We start from the raw sequence: 18705 nt of genomic DNA on the forward strand, positions 1-18705 counted from the left end.
CCTTCGTGCGACATTGGCCACACCGGAGCTCGCGGTGCCGCTCGGCGGGCGGTCAGTCGGGTGCGGACACCAACTGGACGGTGGGCGGCGTGGGGGAGGCCGGCGCAGTGGGCGTGGCGGGGAAGGCGCGGTGGAGGAGCAGGAGGGCGAAGATCTCCTGCTCGATCCCCTCGGGATGGCGGGAGCGCAGGGTCTGGGCCGGTTGAGGCGGCGTCAGGTGGTCGAGTGCCGTCCCGGTGCGCGACTGGTGGGTGTAGCGGGCGGCGAGGTCGGCCGCCGGGGCGACGGCGGGATCGAGCAGGCTGGTGAGCAGCCGGTGGGGCGGCGTGCTGGGACGGTCGGTGTCGAGGGTGTAGTCGATGACGCGGACCTGGGTGGGGCAAGCGCGTTCGCGCCCCGGGCCGGTGGGGCCGGTCGGTCTGGTGGGGCCGGTGGGGCCGGTGGAGCCGGTGAGGTCGGTCGCGGTGGTCGGACCGGTCAGGTGGGAGCCGTCCTCCAGCCTTGTGGCGAGCGGGAGTTGGAGGCTGATCGGTACTTGCCAGAGCAGGTCGGCGCCGCCTGCGCGGGCCGCCTGCCAGATCGCGGGATCGGTCGTGCCACGGTCGGCGAGGACGAGCATGTCGCGGGTCAGCAGCGGGTAGATGGCCTCGGCCAGGGCGCGTTCGTGGGTCGAGAGCGGTCCGACGTCGGCGGTGAGCGTGGTGTGGGTGCCGCACTCGATCAGGGCGCTGACCCGGGCCTGCGGGTAGCTGACGGGCTCCTGGGCGGCGGGCCGGACGGGCGGTCTGCCGGTGGCGCGGGGATCGGTGGCGCGGGGATCGGTGGCGCGGGGATCGGTGGCGCGGGGATCGGTGGCGCGGGGATCGGCGGCGCGGGGGCCGGTGGTGCGGACGGGCTTTCGGACGGTGCTGCCGAGGGCCCGGCCGAAGTGGGCGGCGTTCGGCGGGGTGTCCGGGACGTCGAGGATCGCGCCGTCCAGGGCGACCAGCCGTCGGCCCCGATACCAGGCGTCGGTGACGGTGCGGGAGGCCGGTGGCGGGCAGGTCCGTTCGAACAGGCGGCGCAGCGGCTCCGGTCCGAGCCGCAGCCGGGCCCGGCCGATCGCGGCGGGGGTGGGCAGTTGGCGGCCCTTCGGCCACCAGCGCTCCCGTTCCAGGTCGCTGACCAGCAGGTGGGCGACCTCCGGGTAGCTCTGTTCGGCGAACATCGCCATCGCCAGCACGAAGTACACCACCACGCGGGCCGGCAGCAGGCGGTTGCGCTGCTCGACCCGTCCGCACTCGATCAGCACCTGGTCGACCAGTTCGGGAGGGAAGGCGCGCGTCAGTATTCCCAGCGCGGCACGCTCCGCAGGCCGGATGTCCGTCGGTGCGTTGGTCTGCCCTGGTACTGGCACGACCCGTTCAACGAGCCGCCCATGGTGAGGTCACCGCGAACTCGGCCCGAGATGCCACCCTCCGCCCCGCACGGCGGCCGAGCGCCCGGGGGAGGGAGGAGGGTCGGGTGGCCGGGAGGGTCGGGTGGCCGGGGAGGGCCGGGCGGTCGGGGGCGAGTGTGCAGCGAGGGCGGGCGCTCGGAGGGGAGTGCGCAGGGAGGCCGGGCGGTCGGAGGGCTGGGGGGCGAGTGTGCAGGGAGGGCGCGGTGCTTGGCCGGGGGGCGGATGCTCCGACGGCTCGGCCGGGCGGCGGATGCTCCTGGAGGCGTCAGTCGAGGTCGTCGGCGGCGTGGCGGAGGGCGCTGGTGGCGCGGGCCAGAAGCCGGCGAAGGTAGTCGCGTTCGGCGGCGGTGAACTCCTCGGACAGGGCCTCTTCGACGGCGCTGGCGCGGTCGTCGGCGAGTTCCAGCGCGGCGCGGCCGCGGTCGGTGAGGCGGGTCTCCAGGACGTTGCGGTGCCAGCGGTGCGGGGCGCGTTCCACCAGGCCGCGTTCGGTCAGGTGCTTGAGCAGCACGGCCATCGCCTGCGGGGTGACCTGACAGGCCCGGGCGAGCGCGGCACCGCTGATGCCCGCGTTCTCGGCGAGTACGAACAGGGCCGCGTACTGGGGCACCGTCAGCCCCGCGGGTTCGACGGCGGCGCGCTTCGCGGCCAGCAGTTCCTGGACGGTGAGGTGCAGATCGATGCCGAGGCGGTCACTGGTAGGCATTCCCATGCGCCGATGTTACAAGGGCTGCTCGGTGTATCGGCGTTGACAGTCGTCAATGTGTTGATGACGATCGTGGCGTTGAGCTTGCGGGGAGGAGTGGGGCGCCGCCTGCTGCGCCGCTGTCCCCTGCGTCTGTGTTGATTTGTCGATCTGTCAGCTTGGCTGGCGCCTGTTCCGGAGGGACCGCACACCGATGACCGACCACCTCTCCTTCCTCTCCGCCCCCGGCATGGCCGCCGGTTTCATCGCGGAGACCCGCCCGAGGGCCCATGGTGCGGGCATCGACCTCCACGAGTACGACCGCGTCACCGCTTCGCTGGAGTCCCTGCTCCAGTGGCCCGACGTCTGCCGGGCGACCGCACTCCGGCACCGCGCCGCCGCCGAGCAGGCCGCCGAACGCGGCCGCACCCGGACGGCCGGCGAGCGCCACCGCCTGGCCGCCCGGTGGTTCCACCTCGCCGCCCTGATCCCCGACCCCGACCGGGTACGGGCCGAGGACAACGAACGGGAGTCGGACCGGTCGATGGAACTGTCGCTGGCCCTCCTCGAACCCCGGGCCCGCCGCCTGTCCGGCGACGGTTTCACCGGCTGGCTCCGCACCCCTGCGGACGTGATCGCGAGTACGGGTTCGGACGTGGACGTGATCGCGGACGCGGGTTCGGGTGCGAGCGGGGGTTCGGGTGTGGGCGCAGGTTCGGGCGCGGATTTGGGCGTGGGCGCAGGTTCGGGCGCGGATTTGGGCGTGGGCGTTCGTTCGGACGCAACGGGTAAGCGTTTTCCCGTTGTGCTGGTGATCCCGGGCATGGACTCCGCCAAGGAGGAGTTCCACGCCCTTGCGGACGCCCTGCTCGCCCGCGGCCTCGCCGTCCTGGCCATCGACGGACCCGGCCAGGGCGTGCTGGCCACCCGGACGGTGCTGAACGCGGAGGATCACCGGCGCGCCGCCGCCCGGGCTCTCGACGCGCTCGCCGAGGCCACCGACGAGTGGGAACTCGACCTCGACCTCGGGCGGATCGCCGTGGTCGGCCTCAGCCTGGGCGGCCACCTTGCCGCCGCGGTCGCCGCCCACGACCCCCGAGTGCGGGCGGCGGCACTGGTGAGTGGGCCGTACCGGCTGGAGTGGGACGCGCTTGTCCCGTTCGTCACCGCCACCCTCGGCCAGCGGTGCGGCAGCCCGGACGCCGCCCGCGACTTCGCCGACAGCCTGGACCTGGCTGCCCTCGCCCCACGCCTGCGCGGCCCGCTGCTCCTGGTCGAAGGCGGTGAAGACCGAATCCCCGGCGTCACCAACGCTGAGGCCCTCGCCGCCGACCTCCCGCACGCCGAAGTACTGCACGTCCCGCACGGCAACCACCTGCTCGGCAACGCGCAGGCCGACTGGCTGCGCGACACCGCCGACTGGCTGGCCGACGCGCTGCGGGCGGCATGACGGGTGCGGCATGACAGGTGCGATATGGCAGGAGCGGCAGGTGCGGCGAAGCCTCCCACCCGGGCATCATCGATCCGATGAAGTCTCAGCTGCCCCTGCTCTTTCTCGACGTCGATGGTCCGCTGATCCCGTTCGGCGGCGACCCGGCGCGCTATCGCACCCACCTGACGGGACGTCGCATTCGCGAGCTGACCGGGGAGGCCAACCCCCTGCTGTCGCGGGTCGATCCGACGCTCGGGCGTCAACTTGCCGCACTGCCATGCCGGTTGGTCTGGGCGACCACGTGGTTCGACGATGCCAATGTGTGTATCGCTCCGCTACTCGGTCTGCCGGCGCTTCCTGTTCTGCCCGACCTGCCCGACCTGCCCGACCTGCCCGACCTACCGTCCGGCCCGTCGTCCGAATCGTCGCCGGGCTCGCCGTTCGATGCAGCGTTCGATGCGGCCCAGGCTGCGTACGGTGTTCACTGGAAGACGCCGGCGATCGTTGCTCACGCGGCCGGAGGCCCGTTCGTCTGGGTCGACGACGAGATCGGTGAGCGCGATCGTGAATGGGTTGCCCACCATCACCCCGGCCCCGCCCTGCTTCATCGGGTCGATCCCGAAGTCGGGCTGGTGGAAGGCGACTTCACCGTGCTGAAGGCCTGGCTGCGCAACCCCGTCTGACGTGCGGAAAGGAACGCTGGTGCGTGCGGTGGTGCGTGCGGTGGTGTCATCGGGCGTGCGGCGGAAGACCTGGGCCGATTCGGGGGGCGGCCTACGTCCTCAGCCCGTTACGGCGGGGGTGCGGTTCTGCCTACTGTCCACGGCATGGATGTCACAGGGACTTTGGACGAGGCGCTGGAACGCCTGCACCGCTGCGGGCCCGAGCGGCTCGGGCGGCTGACCAACCATGCGCCGATGGCCGTCGAGGCGCTTGCCGCGCACGGCCGGGCGCGTGCGGTGCACCGTTGGCTCGACCTGTACGCGCGGAAGCTGGAGGAGTTCCCGTCCGGCGTCGAGCGGGTCACGGCCGACAACTGGCGTACTGCGCTGGGGGATCCGGATCGTGCGGCCGACTGGATCGGCTACTTCGAGCGCGAGGTCGCGGAACGTCCCTGGCGCGAGGTGCTCGGCGAGTGGTGGCCGCGTCTGCTGCCGGGTATCTGCGGCGGCTCGACCCACCCGGTGATTCGGGTGGGCCACGCCGTGCGCACACTGCTGTCCGGCGGTGCGGTCACCAGGCCCCGGCTGGCCGAACTCGCCCACGGCCTGGGCTACTGGGCCGCCCGGCACCGGCCCGTCACGGCTGGCACTTCGCTGCCCGGCGCCGGCAGTGCGGCCGCCGCTCTCGAACTGGTGCCGCGCATCGCCGTCCAGGACGGCGGCTTCCCGTCCCGGATCGCCCACGTCGAGGCCCTGCCGGAGTGGGCCGCCGCGTCGATGGAACCGGCCGAGGCACACCGTCAACTCGCCGAACTGGTAAGGGCGGCAACCCACCGGTACGCAACGCACGGCCACGGCGAGGAGACGATGCTCGTCCATGCCGCCACGGCTCCCAACGCCGTCCTGCGCACGCTGCCCGCACTCCCGCCCGCCCTGTGGGCGCCGAGCCTGCGGGCCGCCTGGACGGCCGCTGCGGCCGTGACCGCGATGTACTCGCCGGCCACGGCGGCCCCCCGCGTGCCATTCGGCAGCCTCACCGCCGAGGAGGTCTTCGACCGGGCCCTGTCGCACGGCGACGAACATGTCATCAAGCTGACGGACACGGCCCTGGACGTGGGCGACGGGCCCGCGCTGGCAGCGGCAGTGCGTGCCATGGAACTGACCGTTCCGATCGGATGAGCCGGAGCGGGAAGCCGGAGCGGCCGGCTTCCCGTTAGGGCGTGGCGGGGCGCGGCGGGGCGTGGCGGGGCGCGGCTCAGAGGACGAAGTAGCTCGTCCCAGCGGCCTGCTCGGACATTCCGGGATCCACCTCCGCCGTCACCGGGCCCTGGCAGTTCGCGGCGGCGTGCACCAGCACGATCGAGTCGGTGAAGTTCGTGATGGTCACCGGGGACGTGGTGCTGTAGCAGCCCCGCGCGGGGTTGTGGTGGGACACCCCGTTCACGATCAGGGTGCCCGTGGCTGCCTGGGCGGGGACGGCGAGGGCGAGCACGCCGGCGACGGCCAGCAGGCCGACTCCGATGAGACGACGCATGACTGTTCTCCCTTCCGAGGGCGCCCGACCGGTAGCGGGTGCCTCTTCGGACGGGGGATTCCCGTTGCGGCCCGCCCGCCACGGGACAGCGCGGCCAATCCCTCGAATCGGCGAGCGCGCAGACGTACGGGAGGTGGTGCCCGATGACCTGGACTCCCCGGTGGGCGGGGAACCGACGTGAGTCGGAAGTCGACGCACTCCCACCACCCTCCCATCGCCATCCCACCACCATCCCGCCGACCGCACCCGGATGGCAGAGCGCCGGGGCCCCCGGTCGCCCGCAGCGCGGGCACGTCGTGCGGGCGGACGCAGGTGGCGGGAAGCCTTCGCGGCCACGGGAGGTGACGATTCGTCGGGTCGTGGCGGAGGGCGTCGGCCCACCGGTGAAGGGGCGTCGCGGGCAGAACCGCGTCCGACGAGCGGTGGCAGACTCGCAGCTGGCTGCACGCCCCGGTGGGTGGCACCGGCGCACAACCAGCCTGGCCCGTAACCCGATTGGGTGCGGCCGGTGTCCGAGGCCCGGTGTCCGAGGACCGGTGTCCGACGGCAGGCCCCGGACGGGCCTCGCGGGCCGGGGCCGCCGGTGCGTGTGGTGAGCAGCACCCTCTCCTCCACTTCGAAGGTGATCCCATGACGAAAGGCCGTCCGCGCCGCGCCGCAAGCTCCCCGTCCGGGGACGTTCCCGCCGCTTCCGACCCTGGCCGGGGGCCGGTCCGGGCGGGCGCGAAGAAGGAGATCCTGGCCTGCCTGGGTGCCGGCACACTCGTGGCCGCCGGGCTCTGGGCGTACCAGGTGCACAGCGCGCCCACCGCAAAGGCCGAGGCCTCCGCCGCCGGGCCGGTGCAGCCGTTCACCGCCGTCACCGGCGGGTTGAACGCCAGTATCAACCCCGGCAGCGTCACCGTCGGCCTGGGCAGCGTCTCCGCCATCGTCACGTACACCTGTACCGATTCCTCGGCTCCCGGCGGCAACGCCGCGCTGCGGGTGCAGTTCGACCAGAACAACAACGATGTCAGCGGTGAGGTCGCGGTGCCGTGCGGCCCGGGCGACGTCAACAAGACGCAGACCGTGACGGCCACGCAGCTCGGCATGAGCGGCAGCCAGGAGATCACCACGTTCGCGGTGCTGGACGACGGCACGAAGACGGCCTCCAACAGCAACGTCACCCTCGTCAACAGTTCCTACCTGCACGTCGATCCGACAGCGACCTATCCGGGCAACGGCACCGTCCTGCTGACCGGCACGTACAACTGCGCCAGCGGCACGTCCACCCCGGCCACCGAGTTCGTCACCGCCGAACAGGTCAACAGCAGCAACCAGGCCGCCGCCGGAACCGTCGCGTTCACCGTCAACACCTGCAACGGCACCAATCAGACCTGGAGCAGCACGGTCACCAGCAGCACCGGTAACGGCTTCTCCAGCGGAGTGGGTACGGAGGTGAAGACCTCGCTGCCCACGGTCGGCAGCGGAGGCACGATCCAGGGTGAGGCTGTCGACTACACCCTGATCATCGGGTAGGGGAAGCTCCCCACCACGCGACGACGGCCCGCCGGCCCACCGGTGGGCTGACCGGCACGGATCGGCCCTGCCCGGCACGGCACCGACCGGCCCGGGCGACGTGGGGACGGGACCGCGCGGGCGGTCCGTCCCGATCTGTACTGCCTGTTCAATCCGTGAGCGGGCCGCCGAGGTGGCGGTTGCGCGTGTGGCGGGCGGCGAGGCGGGTGGGGGTGGGGAGTTGGGAGAGTTCGGTGAGGGCGTGGGTGATGGCGGTGGCCAGGTGGGTGCGGAGGTCGGCGGGGTCGTCGGTCTCGGGGACGACCTGGTCGATCAGCCCGGTGGCGGTGAGCGCGGTGGCGGTGATGCCCTGGGCGCGGGCGAGTTGAGGGGCGTGCTCGCCGTCGCGGTGGACGATGGCGGAGGCACCCTCGGGTGGCAGCGGGGCGAGCCAGGCGTGCTGGGCGGCGATGACACGGTCGGCGGGCAGCAGGGCGAGGGCGCCGCCGCCGCTGCCCTGGCCGAGCAGGACGGCGAGTACGGGTGTGCGCAGGCCGACCAGAGTGGTCAGGCAGTGTGCGATCTCCAGTGCCACGCCGTCGAGTTCGGCCTCGACGGAGAGTTCGGCGCCGACCGTGTCGACCACGGTGAGCAGCGGCATGCCCAACTCCTCGGCCAGCTCCGCCTGTCGGCGAACGGCCCGCAAATCGGCAGCCGTGAAGGGAAGTTCGGGCTGATCGGGGCCGGAGCGCTGCTGGGCCACCACCATCACCGGGCGCCCACCGATCAGCGCGAGGGCCCGGACGAGTGCGCTGTCACCGTCCAGCGGGAGGAACAACTCGGCGGTGTGGGCGAGGAGTTCGAGCGCGGAGAGGCGGTCGGGCCGACGGCTGCGGAGCACCGATTCCCAGGCGTCCTCGGCGGCGGGCGAAGCAGTGGGCACACCAGCGGGCACAGCGGCGGGCGGCGCGGCGGACGCGGCGGGCGGCCGTGAACCCGGCCCGGGCGGCGGTGAACCCGGCCCGGGCGGCGGTGAACTCGGCCGGGTAGGCCGGGTGGTGAGGACGGTGAGCGCGCGGGACAGGAACGCGCGCAGGCGCTCTGGCGGCACGATGGCGTCCAACCGGCCGTTGGCGGCGAGGGTTTCGGCGCGCTGGACGGTGGGTGGCAACGGCTCGCCGCGCAACTCCTCGTAGACGCGCGGGCCGAGGAAGCCCAGACGGGCGGCCGGTTCGGCGAGGACCAGGTGGCCGAGGGTGCCCCAGGACGCGAACACGCCGCCCATGGTGGGGTTGCGCAGGTAGGACAGGTACGGCAGGCCGGCGGCGCGGTGGGCGTGGATCGCGGCGGTGACCCGGACCATGCACAGGAAGGCGGCGGAGCCCTCCTGCATGCGGGTGCCGCCGGAGACCGGCAGCGCGAGCAGCGGGAGATGTTCGGCGGTGGCCCGCTCCACGGCCCGGGTGATCCGTTCGGCCGTGGCGACGCCGATCGAGCCGCCGAGGAAGCCGAACTCGCAGGCGATCAGCGCCAGCGGCCGACCGTCCAGCAGGGCGCGGCCGGTGAGCACCGCCTCGTCCATCCCGGTGCGGGCGCGGGCCCGGGCCAGGGCGTCCCGGTACTCGGGGTCGGCGGGCTCGGTGTTGATCGGCTCGTCCCAGGACGTGAAGCTGCCGGGATCGACCAGCAGATCGAGAAGCTGACGTGCCGACACCTGGGGCCTCCGTCGCGGGCAAGGGCAAGGGCAAGGACAAGGGCAAGGGCAAGGGGAGTGGGGGAGGGGCGTTGCGGCGCAGAGCCGGTGCAGAGCCTACGGGTGGACGCAGGCCGCCGCCGGGTGCGGCGCACAGTGGTGACGTGGATCACCGCCGGTGGGGCGGTCGCCTCGCGCGCCCTACCCATCGCGCACGGCCGTGGAACGTGACGCAGCACACGCCGGGCTAATTGGTATCCAGGATGCCGAATTGGCTAGAGTCGGCGCCGTGAGGCTGACCAAGAGCACCGACATCGCACTGCGCATCGCCATGCGCCTGGCGGTGCTGGGCGAGGACCAGACCCCGACCACCCGTGAGGTGGCCGAGGCGGTCGATGTCCCCTACAACCACGCGGCGAAGGTGGTCAGTCGTCTCCAGCACCTGGGCGTGGTCGAGGCCCGGCGCGGGCGCGGTGGAGGGCTTGCCCTGACTGCCGCCGGCCGCAACGGATCGCTCGGCCGGATCGTCCGGGAGCTGGAGGGCGCCGGGGACGTGGTCGGCTGCGAGGATCAGCCGCCGTGTCCGCTGCGCCACTCCTGCCGACTGCGCGGGATGCTGCGCCAGGCGCAGGAAGCGTTCTTCGCGACGCTCGACCCGATGACCGTGAACGACCTGGTCAGTCCGCCGTCCGGCCCGGTCCTGCTCGGACTGCCCGGCCGTGGCTAGCCGGGCCGGTTCGGCCGGACAGCGGGGAGCGGAGTCGGGGGCCCGGGGTGGTGGCGCGCCACCGGGAAAGCGTTTTCCGTTTGCCTGGAGCCAGCGGTGATCAACAGCAGTCGGCAATGGGCAAGTAGTAGTCAGTAGCAGTCACCTGTAGTCGTCAGCGGTCAACAGTGGGTATTCCCATACCCTAAAATACGTATATCAGATGCGAGTTTGGAGCTTCGGATGCTGTCCGAGAAGTCCGCGCAGACCGTGCGTGCCACCCTGCCCGTGGTGGGAGCGGCCATCGAGGAAATCACCGGTTCGTTCTACGGCCGGCTCTTCGCTGCTCACCCCGAGCTGCTGCGCGACCTGTTCAACCGGGGCAACCAGGCCGACGGCAGCCAGAAGTCCGCGTTGGCCGGTTCGATAGCCGCCTTCGCGACCGCCCTGGTCAACAACCCCGACCAGCGACCGGACGCCATGCTCGCCCGCATCGCCCACAAGCACGCCTCGCTGGGTGTCACCGGCCCGCAGTACCAGGTGGTCCACGACCACCTGTTCGCCGCCATCGTCGAGGTGCTCGGCGAGGCCGTCACCCCCGAGGTCGCCGAGGCCTGGGAAGAGGTGTACTGGCTGATGGCCAACGCGCTGATCGCCATCGAGGCGCGGCTGTACGAGGAGAGCGGCACCCACGGCGAGCGCCGCCCCTACACCGTGGTGTCCCGCACCGCCGAGACCGCCGACGTGGCGACCTTCCTGCTGCACCCGGCCGACGGCGGCCCCGTCCCGGCGCACAAGCCCGGCCAGTACGTCTCGGTGCAGGTCGAACTCGCGGACGGCGCGCGGCAGATCCGCCAGTACAGCCTGTCCGGCCGGCCTGACGGCGGCCTGCAGATTTCCGTCAAGCGAGTCGCCGGCGACCCGGCCGGTGAGGTCTCCAACCACCTGCACCAGCACGTCGCCCAGGGCGACACCCTGTTGGTCAGCGCCCCGTTCGGCGACGTCCAGCTGGCCGACGAGGACCGCCCGGTGGTGCTGGCCTCGGCCGGCATCGGCTGCACCCCGATCATCGGGATGCTCAACCACCTCGCCGAGACCGGCACCACCCGCAAGGTGATCGCCGTCCACGGTGACCAGCAGGAGTCCAGCCACGCCTTCCGCGAGGACTTCGCGAGCCTGGTGGCGAAGCTGCCGAACGCCGAGGCGCACGTCTGGTACGAGCGTCCCGAGGGCGAGTGGCCCGCCGACCGTACCGGCCGGGTCGACCTGAGCGGCCTGGACGTACCCGCCGGCGCCGTCGCCTACCTGTGCGGCCCGCTGCCGTTCATGCGCTCCGTGCGCACCCAGCTGCTGGAGGCGGGCGTGCCCGCCGCCGAGATCCACTATGAGGTGTTCGGCCCCGACATGTGGCTCGGCCAGAACTGACCTGCCGGGTACGGGAGTTCCGGCCCCGGCGCGGTGAAGTCCGCGCCGGGGCCGGGCCCGTCGGTCACAGCGAGGCCGTGATCGCGTCCCACAGCGCGACCCTGGCCCGCAGCGCGGTGCGGACCGTCGCCGCGCACTCCTCCCAGCGCCCGGCGTCGTCGCCGCACAGGTCGATCAGCATCTGCATCGCCATCGGGGTGTGCTGCTCGCCGTCCACCTCGATGTGCCGGACCAGGTAGTCCTTGAAGACGCCCAACCGCCCTGCGGCGTCGTCGATCCGGACCACCTGCTGGAACATCTCCGGGATCAGGTCCTCCCGGCCGAACGCGAACGCCGCGGCCTGGCAGTGCACCGGCGCGTCCTCGATGATCCCGAACGTGACGGCCGTGAACTCGGCTGCCGCCTGCGGGATTTCGGCGAGCTTCGAGGCCTCCGCCACCGACCGGCCGGAACGGATCGCCGCCAGGAAGGCCTCGACCGGGGCGGTGTCGGCGCCCGACTTCGCCATGCCGTCCAGGTACAGCTCGAAGTGGCTGATGTAGCCCTCGCCGAGCTCGTCGCTCTCCTCGACCAGCACGATCTCGTTGATCAGCCGGCGGCTCGCGGTCGGACCGTCCGGCAGCCACGGCAGGGTCACACAAGTGAGCTTCTGCTGGAGGCACTTGAGCAGGGACATGAAGTCCCATACGGCGAACACATGGGTCTGCTGGAAGGTCCGCACCTTCTCCAGGCTGTCCAGCGCGAGGTACATCGGGTGGGAGACCACCTCGCGGCGGACCTCCTCGATCGACTCGCGCAGGGCGGTCAGGCCGGGGTGGCTGCGGTCCCAGTGGTAGCGGTCGCTCATGGCTGCTCTCCTCGGATGGTGTGGTGCGGTGCGGTGTGGTGCGCGTGGTGTGGTGCGTATGGTGTTGTGCGGCGGGGAGGGTGCGTGGGCATCGCGGGCGGAGGTGCGTGCGTCGGAAGGTCTCGGGGTGGCGAGCGGTCGGCGGGACCGGTGGGCTACTTCAGGACGGCGCGGATCGCATCGCGCAGCTGCTCGGCGTCCGGCTGCAACGCCCGGTCCAGAGCGTCAGCGGCACCCGCCGGCGCCCGGTTCATCGCCTTCGCTTACGACAGCAGGGTCACAGTGCCGCTCCCGACCGGGGCCACAGCCCGCTTGCGTACAGGTGGTCGCCTGCCGTCGCCGGATCAGGGTCCGCCGAGGCTAGCGCGAACTCGACTGCACTGGAAAGGAGTTGGACGACCTCCGCGTCGATCGCGGCAGCAGCGCCGGCCAACAGTGCCGCAGCGGTGGGGACGGGCGGGTCGCGTGCGCGCCAGGCCGCCACTTCCTGCGGGGTGCGGTAGGCGAGCCGGAAGAGGCGATCCATGGTGTGGTGCGCCTCGAACCGGTACTGGACGGCGTCGCAACCGGGTTGCTGTACAGGAATGGCTGACCCTGGCGGCCGGCGGCACCCTGCCCGCACCCATTGCACCCACTCCGGTCGAGGTTGCCGAGCAGGAGAGGTCCAGTTCCGATCGACCTGGACGCCGTCACCGACCTGCTGCGCACCGCACTCGGCGCCCGCGACGTCGAAGTGGACGTCCAGGACGGCGAGTTGACGGCGACGATCGACACCGGCGGGACGGTGCTCAGCCCCGGGCAGGCACACGCCGCCGTGATGGCCGCGCTGCCCGGGCACGACACCGCGATGGCACCGCACCGCTACGTACTGGGCGATGGCAGCGGCAGCGGACGGGAGTGACGCCCACATCGGTTGGACGCGGCGCACCCGGGTGGAGCAGTCTCCCCGTCACCCGGGCGCGTCGCACCCCGACGGCGCGGCAGGCCCCGCAAGGATGGGACGCACCACCCGTCGCGACCCACCTCAGCCGGAGCGCACCATGGAACTCTTCCCGCCCCTGCCCCTGGAGTCCTGGCGGGACACCAAGGAGACCCTGCACCGATTCGCCCAGATCATCGGCAAGATCCGGCTGGCCGGCAGCCCCCGCCGCAACCACTGGTGGAACGTGCCGTTCCATCTCACCGGACGCGGCATCACCACCCGCCCCACCGGCCCGACCCGCGGCGGCGACGCCTTCACCATCGACTTCGACTTCACCGACCACCGGCTGTACATCCGCACCCTCGACGGCGCCGAGGACTCCTTCCCGCTGACCGGCCGCTCCGTCGGCGACTTCTACCGCGACACCCTGCGCGCCCTCGTCCACCTCGACATCGACATCGTCCCCGACCACCCCTACCCGTACGACCTCCCCGACTCGCACCGCCCGTTCGCCGACGACGACGAACACCGCAGCTACGACCCGGCCGCCGTCACCACCTACTGGCACATCCTCAGCCAAGTCGCCCTGCTGCTGGAGGAGTACGCCACCGGCTACTCGGGCAAGACCAGCCCCGTCCACCACTTCTGGCACACCTTCGACCTCGCCGTCACCCGCTTCTCCGACCGCGAGATCGACCAGCCCGCCGCCGACCCCGTCACCCGCGAGGCCTACTCCCGCGAAGTCATCAGCGCCGGCTTCTGGTTCGGCGACGACAGTGTCCCCGAGCCGGCCTTCTACTGCTACACCGCCCCCGAACCCGCCGACCTCACCACCCGCCCCCTGCACCCCGCCGCCGCCTCCTGGACCACAAGCCGGGGCAGCCACCTCGCCCTGCTGAAGTACCAGGACGTCCGGACCACCGCCGACCCCTGGGCGACCGCCCTCGACTTCCTCGAATCGGCCTACCGGGCAGGCGCCGGCCTGGCCGGCTGGGGCCGCAAACGCGAATGCCCGGGCGGCGTCACCGACACCGTCCTGCGCACGGCGCCCCCGGCGTAGTCGGTACCGCTCAGTAGAAGTGCCGCAACCGGGGCCAGAGTTGGGACCACGGTGCGACCGGGCCCGAGCACAGCAGGACCGGGGCGTGCTGCTCCTCGTTGGCCAGGTCGTGGCCGTTGTCGACCCGGGCCACCTCATGGCAGTCGGTAAAGGCGCGTTCGACCTGTGGGTACGACGCGGGGTGGATCAGCAGGACGGGGCCGGTCGCGGAGTCCGGCGGCGGGCCCCAGTCGGCGAAGGACATGTGGCCCGAATACGGCGTGGGGAGACCGTTGTCGGCGCCGTACCGGGCCAGGGCGCCCGCCTCGCCGTAGTTGCTCGCGAACAGCACCGCCCGGCCCCGCTGCTCGGGCGGGATCGCCGCCCAGCCCGCGCCCACCGCCTCGGCCAGCTCCGGCCAGCCGACCTGCTCCGCCGACTCCTTGTACACCCAGGCCACGGCGGGGAGTTGATGCTCGGGAAGCACCGGCAAGGTGATCGCTGTGTTCACCGCCGCCGCCAGCAGCAGCACCCCCACCAACCGCGCCCGGCGGCGCGGCACCGGCCAGGTCCGGTCCACCACCGGCTGGCACCCGGCCGCCAGCACCAGCAGCAGCGGCGGCAGCGCGTAGTACGGCTTGCCGCCGAGCAGCAGCACCAGCGCGCACAGCCCCAGGTAGCCGAACGCCAACGGCCGTGCCCAGCGCAGCTCGGGACCGTGCCGCAGACGGCGCAGGCCGCCCAGCCACACCGGCACCAACACCGGTGACAGATACAGAAGTTGCATCGGCACGAAGGTCAGCCGGTTGGTCAGGCCGTCCTGGTCGCTGATGCCCGAGGCCACCGTCACCTGCGGCCAGCCGTGCCGGGCCTGCCAGTACAGGTTCGGCGCGGCCACCAGCACCGCCAGCAGCACGCCCAGCGGCAGCCAACGCCCCTGCAGGACCTGCCGGTTGCCCGTGAACCGGACGGCCGGGAGCAGCGCCGCCGCGAGCAGCAGCGCCAGGTCCTTGTTCAGCAGCGCGACACCCACTGCCGCGCCGATCGGCAGCCACCAGCGGCGGTCACCGGTGCGCAGCAGCCGCAGCACCAGCACGCCGATCCCCATCCAGGCGAACAGGTCGAAGCTCGCCGTGGACAGCATGTGGCCCAGCGCCAGCACCATCGCCGACACCGCCGCGCCCGCCGCCGCCAGCAGCTGACCGCCCTGGCGCGCCCCCAACTCCCGTGCGGCCAGCGCCGTCAGGACGATCGTGGCGGCGGCGAGCAGCACCGCGACCACCCGCAGCCCCGCCGGGCTCTCGCCGAACAGCGCCGTGGAAAGCCGGGCCAACAGCGGTGTCAGCGGCGGCTGATCGACATAGCCCCACGCCAAGTGCCGCCCGGCGGACAGGAAGTAGAGCTCGTCCCGGTGGAAGCCGTACCGCCCCACCAGCAACAGTTCGAGCACTGCGACCCCCGCCGCGACGCCGAGCACCGGCTTGAGCGCGAACCGCGACAGCCCGACGGGCATGGCAGCGGCAGTGGATCCATCCCCCCGAAGGTCCATGGGGGGAGTGTGGCAGAAACGGCGGGCCGCGCCACCAGGTGGACGGCAAGATATCTCCGCCGGGCCGTCCGGTCGAGGGCCGGGGGCGATTGTTCGGCAGTGGCCCCACGGTTAGGCTCGGGCGCTGTGAACGGCACCCCGCACCCCAGTGACCTGCCCCTCTCGTCCGCCGCGAACCCCGACCGGCCCGGTGTCGAAGGCCTCGGCCACCCCGGTGCCACGGAGCCGGCCGCAGACCTGGCCGCGCTTGCCGGGCTGGCCACCGAGACCCGGCGGCCCGAGCACGCGGGCATCGACCTGCTGCCGACCCTGGAGATCGCCCGGCTGATGAACGCCGAGGACCGCACCGTCCCGGACGCGGTCGCCGCCGAACTGCCCGCGATCGCCGCCGCCATCGACGCGATCGCCGAACGGATGGGCCGTGGCGGCCGGTTGATCCACGCCGGCGCCGGAACCGCAGGCCGGCTCGGCGTGCTCGACGCCGCCGAATGCCCGCCCACCTTCAACACCGCGCCCGGCGAGATCGTCGCCCTGATCGCCGGCGGACCCGCCGCCTTCACCGCCGCCGTCGAGAACGCGGAGGACGACCGCGCCGCCGCCGTCGCCGACCTCGACGCCCTGCGGCTCACCACCGCCGACACCGTGGTCGGCATCTCCGCCTCCGGCCGCACCCCCTACGCCGTCGCCGCCGTCGAGCACGCCCGCGCCCTCGGCGCGCTCACCGTCGGCCTCTCCGGCAACCGTGAGTCCGCTCTCGCCGTCGCCGCCGAACACGGCATCGAGGTCGTCACCGGGCCCGAACTGCTCACCGGATCAACCCGGTTGAAGGCCGGAACGGCGCAGAAGCTGGTGCTCAACATGATCTCGACGATCACCATGATCCGGCTCGGCAAGACCTACGGAAACCTGATGGTCGACCTCCGCGCGACCAACGAGAAACTCCGCGACCGCAGCCGCCGCATCGTCGCCCTCGCCACCGACGCCGAACCGGCCGCCGCCACCGCCGCACTCGACGCCACCGGCGGCAAGGTCAAGGACGCCATTCTGCTGCTGCTCGCCGACCTCGACGCCGGCACCGCGGCCGCTCTGCTCACCGAGCACGGCGGACGCCTGCGCGAGGCCGTACAGGCCGCCCTGAAGAACTGACCAACCCACAGGCCGCGCCTCAGAGTTGCTGCTCGGCCCAGATGGTCTTGCCGCGCGGCGTGTGCCGGGTCCCCCAGTTCTGGCACAGCTGCGCCACCAGCAGCAGGCCCCGGCCGCCCTCGTCGAAGGTGCGCGCCCGGCGCAGATGCGGGGCCGTGCTGCTGCCGTCCGACACCTCGCAGATCAGCGTCCCGCCGTCCCGGATCAACCGGAGACCGATCGGCGACTGACCGTAGCGGACCGCGTTGGTGACCAGCTCGCTGACCACCAACTCGGTGATGAACGCGGCCTCTTCGAGCCCCCACTCGGCGAGCGTCGTCGCGGTCAGCTTGCGGGCCCGGGCCACCTCCGACGGGTCGTGCCGCAACTCCCAGCCGGCGACGTCCTGTTCATGCAGCGCCCGGGTGCGGGCCAGCAGCAGCGCCACGTCGTCGCTGGGCGCGGCCGAGCCCAGCGTCGCGTTCAACACCCGGTCGCACAGCACCTCCAGCGAGTCCGCGGGCTCGGCGAGCGCTGACGCCAGCCCGTCCAGGCCCAGCGCCGGATCGCCGCGCAACTCCGAGGCCCGCAGCAGGCCGTCCGTGTACAGCGCCAGTACGCTGCCCTCCGGGACGGGCAACTCCATTGCCTCGAACGGCATTCCGCCCAGACCGAGCGGCGGGCCCGGCGGCAGCTCCGGGAACGTCACCGTGCCGTCCGGGCCGACCAGTACCGGACCGGGGTGACCCGCCCGGGCCATCGTGGCGGTCCGCGCCACCGGGTCGTACACCGCGTACAGGCAGGTCGCGCCCACGCTGCCGCCCGCCCAGGTCGTGGCGCTGTCCGGCACCTCCTCCAGATCCACCCGAAGCACCAAGTCGTCCAGGTGGGTGAGGAGTTCGTCCGGTGGCATGTCGATGTCGGCCAGCGTCCGCACCGCCGTCCGCAGCCGGCCCATCGCCGCCGACGCGGGCACCCCGTGCCCCACCACGTCACCCACCACCAGCGCCACCCGGGCACCCGACAGCGCGATCACGTCGAACCAGTCGCCGCCCACCCCGTCCCGGTCGTTCACCGGCAGATAGCGGAAGGCCACCTCCACCGCCGCCTGCCGGGGCGTCCGGGCCGGCAGCAGCGACCGCTGCAACGCCAGTGCGGTGTCCCGCTGTTGGGTGTACTGCCGGGCATTGTCCACGGACAGCGCCGCCCGCGCCGTCAACTCCGTGGCCAGCACCAGATCGTCGTCGTCGAACGCCTCCGGCGAACGGTGCCGCAGGAAGATCGCCACGCCCAGCGTCACGCCGCGTGCCGTCAGCGGCACCAGCAACGAGGAATGAATCCCGAACTCCGCCGCGGACCTCTGCCGCCGCGGCTCCTGCTGCATCCACCCCTGAAGCCGCTGATCCCGCATGTCCGTCCGCACCGGCCGGCCCGAGGCCAGTACTTGCGCCATCGGCGACTCCGGAAGGATCGCATCGCGCGCCCCGGTGGCCACCGCCGACTCCGGGCAGCCCGGCAGCACCGACTGCTGCGCCACCCGGTAGAAGACCAGGCCCGCGTTGGACGACGGACCGCCGCGGAACACCGGCTCCAGCAGGTCCACGCCGACGAAATCCGCGAAGTCCTCCGTCCCGACATCCGCCAACTCCTGTGCGGTGCGCTGCACTTCGAGGGTCGAACCGATCCGCAGGCCGGCCGCGCCGAGCAGCGCCAGCCGGCGCCGGGCCAGATCCTCCGGTCGGGTCGGCCGGTCGGACACCTCGGCGATCGCCACCGGCGGCTCCCCTCCCAGTGGCTGCAAGGGCAGCGCGGACAGCACCCAGCTCTGCTCGCCGTCCGCCGTCCGCACCGGGACGATCGCCAGCTCCACCGCCACCGGATCGCGCTCCGAACGCTTCAACCGGACCATGCCGGTGAACGGCTCGCGCCGAACCACCGCGCGCAGCACGGCGATCGGCGCGTCACCGGCCAGCAGATCGAACGCGGAACGCCCCAGTACCCGGGCCGACGAGAACCCCGACATGCGCTCAGCGGCCGCCGACCACCCCGTGATCGAGCCGTCGCCGTTCACCGTCGCAGTAGCCGCACGGCCCGGTACCCGTGTCGCCATGTCCGCACATTCCCCTTCGGAGCAGCAACCCCCAGGCCATG

At 72.5% G+C, this 18705-nt stretch carries 17 protein-coding genes; 9 read left to right on the forward strand and 8 right to left on the reverse strand.

The genetic code is table 11. The annotated features are described in order from the left end of the window. Window positions 1-52 precede the first annotated feature (52 nt). Together ACZ6R9_RS12180 and ACZ6R9_RS12185 are read right to left on the reverse strand one after the other, a co-directional pair. Window positions 53-1396: a transposase domain-containing protein gene (locus ACZ6R9_RS12180; RefSeq protein WP_465538110.1), complete on the reverse strand. Its 1344-nt coding sequence runs from the start codon at window positions 1394-1396 to the stop codon at window positions 53-55. A gap of 307 nt (window positions 1397-1703) precedes the next feature. Then, entirely contained in the window at window positions 1704-2150 is a 447-nt protein-coding gene (locus tag ACZ6R9_RS12185) for a MarR family winged helix-turn-helix transcriptional regulator (RefSeq protein ID WP_465538111.1), read from the reverse strand. 187 nt (window positions 2151-2337) lie between these two features. On the opposite strand from ACZ6R9_RS12185, the gene ACZ6R9_RS12190 reads away from it, so the two are divergent. The 3 genes from ACZ6R9_RS12190 (at window position 2338) to ACZ6R9_RS12200 (ending at window position 5396) form a co-directional block, all read left to right on the forward strand. Further along, window positions 2338-3573, forward strand: a complete 1236-nt coding sequence (locus tag ACZ6R9_RS12190) for an alpha/beta hydrolase family protein (protein WP_465538112.1) — start codon at window positions 2338-2340, stop codon at window positions 3571-3573. Between the two features lie 77 nt (window positions 3574-3650). Next, entirely contained in the window at window positions 3651-4238 is a 588-nt protein-coding gene (locus tag ACZ6R9_RS12195; protein WP_465538113.1) for a hypothetical protein, read from the forward strand. A gap of 144 nt (window positions 4239-4382) precedes the next feature. Next, complete coding sequence (locus ACZ6R9_RS12200; RefSeq protein WP_465538114.1) at window positions 4383-5396, forward strand: questin oxidase family protein; 1014 nt, start codon at window positions 4383-4385, stop codon at window positions 5394-5396. Between the two features lie 76 nt (window positions 5397-5472). On the opposite strand, the gene ACZ6R9_RS12205 is transcribed toward ACZ6R9_RS12200, so the two are convergent. Further along, window positions 5473-5751 (reverse strand): hypothetical protein, encoded by a 279-nt coding sequence (locus tag ACZ6R9_RS12205; protein WP_465538115.1) that lies wholly within the window; start codon window positions 5749-5751, stop codon window positions 5473-5475. Between the two features lie 630 nt (window positions 5752-6381). Between ACZ6R9_RS12205 and ACZ6R9_RS12210 the strand changes: the two genes are divergently transcribed. After that, the gene (locus ACZ6R9_RS12210; RefSeq protein ID WP_465538116.1) at window positions 6382-7269 is read left to right on the forward strand and encodes a DUF6299 family protein; all 888 of its coding nucleotides are present in this window, start codon (window positions 6382-6384) and stop codon (window positions 7267-7269) included. A 148-nt stretch (window positions 7270-7417) separates the two neighbouring features. On the opposite strand, the gene ACZ6R9_RS12215 is transcribed toward ACZ6R9_RS12210, so the two are convergent. Further along, window positions 7418-8962 (reverse strand): carboxyl transferase domain-containing protein, encoded by a 1545-nt coding sequence (locus tag ACZ6R9_RS12215; RefSeq protein WP_465538117.1) that lies wholly within the window; start codon window positions 8960-8962, stop codon window positions 7418-7420. A gap of 268 nt (window positions 8963-9230) precedes the next feature. Between ACZ6R9_RS12215 and ACZ6R9_RS12220 the strand changes: the two genes are divergently transcribed. After that, a complete protein-coding gene (locus ACZ6R9_RS12220) occupies window positions 9231-9668 on the forward strand; it encodes an RrF2 family transcriptional regulator (protein WP_380484022.1) in 438 nt (145 codons plus the stop codon). A gap of 222 nt (window positions 9669-9890) precedes the next feature. Continuing rightward, window positions 9891-11072: a globin domain-containing protein gene (locus tag ACZ6R9_RS12225; protein ID WP_465538118.1), complete on the forward strand. Its 1182-nt coding sequence runs from the start codon at window positions 9891-9893 to the stop codon at window positions 11070-11072. Between the two features lie 64 nt (window positions 11073-11136). Here ACZ6R9_RS12225 and ACZ6R9_RS12230 read toward each other — a convergent pair whose 3' ends face one another. Then, entirely contained in the window at window positions 11137-11919 is a 783-nt protein-coding gene (locus ACZ6R9_RS12230; protein ID WP_465538119.1) for a DUF3050 domain-containing protein, read from the reverse strand. A gap of 277 nt (window positions 11920-12196) precedes the next feature. Beyond that, window positions 12197-12445, reverse strand: a complete 249-nt coding sequence (locus ACZ6R9_RS12235) for a hypothetical protein (protein ID WP_465538120.1) — start codon at window positions 12443-12445, stop codon at window positions 12197-12199. A gap of 120 nt (window positions 12446-12565) precedes the next feature. On the opposite strand from ACZ6R9_RS12235, the gene ACZ6R9_RS12240 reads away from it, so the two are divergent. Further along, the gene (locus ACZ6R9_RS12240) at window positions 12566-12820 is read left to right on the forward strand and encodes a hypothetical protein (protein WP_465538121.1); all 255 of its coding nucleotides are present in this window, start codon (window positions 12566-12568) and stop codon (window positions 12818-12820) included. 139 nt (window positions 12821-12959) lie between these two features. Further along, complete coding sequence (locus ACZ6R9_RS12245; RefSeq protein ID WP_465538122.1) at window positions 12960-13901, forward strand: DUF5996 family protein; 942 nt, start codon at window positions 12960-12962, stop codon at window positions 13899-13901. 10 nt (window positions 13902-13911) lie between these two features. Here the strand turns inward: ACZ6R9_RS12245 and ACZ6R9_RS12250 are convergent, their stop codons facing one another. Beyond that, a complete protein-coding gene (locus tag ACZ6R9_RS12250) occupies window positions 13912-15393 on the reverse strand; it encodes an ArnT family glycosyltransferase (RefSeq protein WP_465538123.1) in 1482 nt (493 codons plus the stop codon). Between the two features lie 273 nt (window positions 15394-15666). On the opposite strand from ACZ6R9_RS12250, the gene murQ reads away from it, so the two are divergent. Continuing rightward, complete coding sequence (gene murQ / locus ACZ6R9_RS12255; protein ID WP_465538262.1) at window positions 15667-16575, forward strand: N-acetylmuramic acid 6-phosphate etherase; 909 nt, start codon at window positions 15667-15669, stop codon at window positions 16573-16575. 19 nt (window positions 16576-16594) lie between these two features. On the opposite strand, the gene ACZ6R9_RS12260 is transcribed toward murQ, so the two are convergent. After that, entirely contained in the window at window positions 16595-18664 is a 2070-nt protein-coding gene (locus ACZ6R9_RS12260) for an ATP-binding SpoIIE family protein phosphatase (RefSeq protein WP_465538124.1), read from the reverse strand. Window positions 18665-18705 lie beyond the last annotated feature (41 nt).

It is taken from the genome of Kitasatospora sp. NPDC048662 (assembly GCF_055587065.1).

What these genes read in the sequence shown, in the direction of transcription:
- ACZ6R9_RS12185 (WP_465538111.1), bottom strand. Translation starts at nt 2,150, where the DNA reads ATGGGAATGCCTACCAGTGACCGCCTCGGCATCGATCTGCACCTCACC.
- ACZ6R9_RS12190 (WP_465538112.1), top strand. Translation starts at nt 2,338, where the DNA reads ATGACCGACCACCTCTCCTTCCTCTCCGCCCCCGGCATGGCCGCCGGT.
- ACZ6R9_RS12195 (WP_465538113.1), top strand. Translation starts at nt 3,651, where the DNA reads ATGAAGTCTCAGCTGCCCCTGCTCTTTCTCGACGTCGATGGTCCGCTG.
- ACZ6R9_RS12200 (WP_465538114.1), top strand. Translation starts at nt 4,383, where the DNA reads ATGGATGTCACAGGGACTTTGGACGAGGCGCTGGAACGCCTGCACCGC.
- ACZ6R9_RS12205 (WP_465538115.1), bottom strand. Translation starts at nt 5,751, where the DNA reads ATGCGTCGTCTCATCGGAGTCGGCCTGCTGGCCGTCGCCGGCGTGCTC.
- ACZ6R9_RS12210 (WP_465538116.1), top strand. Translation starts at nt 6,382, where the DNA reads ATGACGAAAGGCCGTCCGCGCCGCGCCGCAAGCTCCCCGTCCGGGGAC.
- ACZ6R9_RS12225 (WP_465538118.1), top strand. Translation starts at nt 9,891, where the DNA reads ATGCTGTCCGAGAAGTCCGCGCAGACCGTGCGTGCCACCCTGCCCGTG.
- ACZ6R9_RS12230 (WP_465538119.1), bottom strand. Translation starts at nt 11,919, where the DNA reads ATGAGCGACCGCTACCACTGGGACCGCAGCCACCCCGGCCTGACCGCC.
- ACZ6R9_RS12235 (WP_465538120.1), bottom strand. Translation starts at nt 12,445, where the DNA reads ATGGATCGCCTCTTCCGGCTCGCCTACCGCACCCCGCAGGAAGTGGCG.
- ACZ6R9_RS12245 (WP_465538122.1), top strand. Translation starts at nt 12,960, where the DNA reads ATGGAACTCTTCCCGCCCCTGCCCCTGGAGTCCTGGCGGGACACCAAG.
- ACZ6R9_RS12250 (WP_465538123.1), bottom strand. Translation starts at nt 15,393, where the DNA reads ATGCCCGTCGGGCTGTCGCGGTTCGCGCTCAAGCCGGTGCTCGGCGTC.
- ACZ6R9_RS12260 (WP_465538124.1), bottom strand. Translation starts at nt 18,664, where the DNA reads ATGGCGACACGGGTACCGGGCCGTGCGGCTACTGCGACGGTGAACGGC.